At 69.4% G+C, this 2327-nt stretch carries 4 protein-coding genes; 2 read left to right on the top strand and 2 right to left on the bottom strand.

Translation table 11 applies throughout. The features are described 5' to 3' along the window. On the top strand, positions 1–524 hold a 524-nt coding region (locus tag VB716_RS04545), incomplete at its 5' end, for a WecB/TagA/CpsF family glycosyltransferase (RefSeq protein ID WP_323269859.1). Between the two features lie 142 nt (positions 525–666). On the opposite strand, the gene VB716_RS04550 is transcribed toward VB716_RS04545, so the two are convergent. Both VB716_RS04550 and tgt read right to left on the bottom strand, forming a co-directional pair. Further along, positions 667–828: a photosystem II reaction center protein K gene (locus VB716_RS04550; protein ID WP_370594667.1), complete on the bottom strand. Its 162-nt coding sequence runs from the start codon at positions 826–828 to the stop codon at positions 667–669. 26 nt (positions 829–854) lie between these two features. Further along, positions 855–1982 (bottom strand): tRNA guanosine(34) transglycosylase Tgt, encoded by a 1128-nt coding sequence (gene tgt, locus VB716_RS04555; RefSeq protein ID WP_416238083.1) that lies wholly within the window; start codon positions 1980–1982, stop codon positions 855–857. On the opposite strand from tgt, the gene VB716_RS04560 reads away from it, so the two are divergent. Beyond that, positions 1911–2327, top strand: a 417-nt coding sequence (locus VB716_RS04560; protein ID WP_323269860.1) for an adenosylcobinamide-GDP ribazoletransferase, incomplete at its 3' end; no start/stop codon positions are given. The genes tgt and VB716_RS04560 overlap by 72 nt on opposite strands.

Raw genomic sequence — 2327 nt, forward strand, 5'->3', positions numbered from 1 at the left:
GGGCGCTGGGGCGCCAGGGCTTGCGGGTGCGCCGCGCCCCGGGCATCGAGCTGGCCTACCGCCTGCTCGTTCACGCCTCCACCCACGGCTGGCGGGTGGCCCTGGTGGGCGCCAGCCCGGAGGTGATGGAACGGCTGCGAGAGCGGCTACACCGCGACCTGCCGGCTCTGCAGCTGGCTTTTTCGGTCCATGGGTTTCAGAGCACCGAAGCGTGGCCGGGCCTGCAGCAGCAGCTGCTTGATGCCAGGCCGGATCTGGTGCTGGTGGCCCTGGGGGTACCGCGCCAGGAAACCTGGATCCAGCACTTTCCAGACCGCAGCGGTGGCCTCTGGATGGGCGTCGGCGGCAGTTTTGATGTCTGGGCCGGGGTCAAGACACGTGCACCCCGGTGGATGGGAGCGCTTCACATCGAATGGCTCTACCGGCTGATTCAGGAGCCGAGCCGCTGGCGGCGGATGCTGGCGCTGCCGGCCTTCGCCTGGGCCGTGCTGCGCCATGGAGTGAAGCGACCGCCTCAGTACTGAACGCCACCGGAGGTCCCAGGAGATGTTGGGATCACGACCGCCGGGGCGAAAGGACAGGTGCCAGAGGGGCGGCGAGCCTCCGGATCAGCGGAAACCCAGCGGGTCAGCCCAAACCCAGCCGATCAGCCGAAATCCAGAGGATTCAGCGGAAACCCACCGAGGCTTGCCACACAAAGGCGAGCAGCAGGAAGAACAGGGGGATGATCGGCAGGATGTCCACCAGGGGACCGAACGCCTGGTAGGCCTCGGGCAGCTGGGCCATGGTGTGGAGGGCGGAGCCGGCCAGCAGCGAGGAGAGAGCCATCCCTGAAACAGTGTGGTGGTCGGAACCTACCACGTGTGTGCGGCCGGAGAATTCGGCTCCCACGGAGCGAAATCCTCTGAAAAACAACCGTCCTGGATCGCCTGTGCCATGGCGGAGGTGAAGCGGATCAAGGTGGTGATGTTGTGCAGGCTGAGCAGCGTGCGGCCCAGCATCTCGCCGCTGCGGATCAGGTGGTGCAGATAGGCACGGCTGTGCTGGCGGCAGGCCAGGCAGCTGCAGCTCGGATCGAGGGGGGTGTGGTCGTGGCGGAAGCGGGCATTGCGCAGATTCCAGCGCTCGCCTCCCACCAGGGCGGTCCCGTGCCGCCCCAGCCGGGTGGGCAGCACGCAGTCGAACAGATCGAAGCCGTGGGCCACCGCGATCGCAATTTCCCGCAGGCTGCCCACGCCCATCAGGTAGTGGGGCTTGGCTTCCGGCAGCAGCGGCGCCACCAGCCGCACGATCCGGTGCATCTCCTCGGCCGGCTCGCCCACGCTCACCCCGCCCACGGCGATGCCGGGCAGGTCCATCGCCGCCACCACCCGGGTGGAGTCCTGGCGCAGGTGCGGGTAGCAGCCCCCCTGGGCGATGCCGAACAGGGCCTGATCGGCTCGGTTGTGGGTGCTCAGGCAGCGCTCCAGCCAGTGGTGGGTGCGGCGGCAGGCCGCGGCCACCTCGGTTTCACTGGCCGGATAGGGAGGGCATTGGTCAAAGGCCATGGCCACGTCGGCACCCAGGGCCATCTGGATCTCGATCGCCCGCTCGGGGGAGAGCTGGATGCGGGCTCCGTCCCGGGGGGAGCGGAACACCACGCCGCTGTCATCGATCTTGTTGATCGCCCCGAGGCTGAACACCTGGAAGCCGCCTGAATCGGTGAGCAGCGGCCCGTCCCAGGCCATGAAACGGTGCAGCCCACCGGCCTCGGCCACCACCTGCTCGCCCGGTTGCAGGTGCAGGTGATACGTGTTGGCCAGCACCATCTGGCTGCCGGTTTCGGCCAGCTGGGGTGTGGTGACTCCCTTGATGCTGGCGGCGGTGCCCACCGGCATGAACCGGGGCGTCTCCACGACGCCGTGGGGGGTGTGGAAGCGGCCGCAGCGGGCCCGGGTGCACGGGCAGCGGGCGGTGATCGCGAAGGAGAATGGGGGCTCGATGGCGCCGTGGTGGTGCTTCGCCGACGCTACGTGCCGCGTTCTTCACCTTCTGCCGCGCCACCACCAGCCAACCAGCTCGGTCCCAACCCCGACGGACGAGACGGCTGGCTGGCGGATCTGGCCGGCGCCTGGATCTTCTATTCGGTACTGCCGGCCTGGCCGTGGCCGCGGCCCCGCTTCAGCCGGATCGCCCGCTTCGCGCCCTGGATCGGCCTGGTGCTGGGCGGGCTGCAGGCGATGGTGTGGCTGCTGCTCGCGGGGCGAGCGCCGGCTCTCACCCAGGCGGCCCTGGTGATCGTGCTGGGCCTGGCGCTCAGCGGCGGCCTGCACAGCGATGGCGCCATG

The sequence above is a fragment of the Synechococcus sp. CCY9201 genome (genome assembly GCF_034931105.1).
Taxonomy (GTDB): Bacteria; Cyanobacteriota; Cyanobacteriia; order PCC-6307; family Cyanobiaceae; genus CBW1002.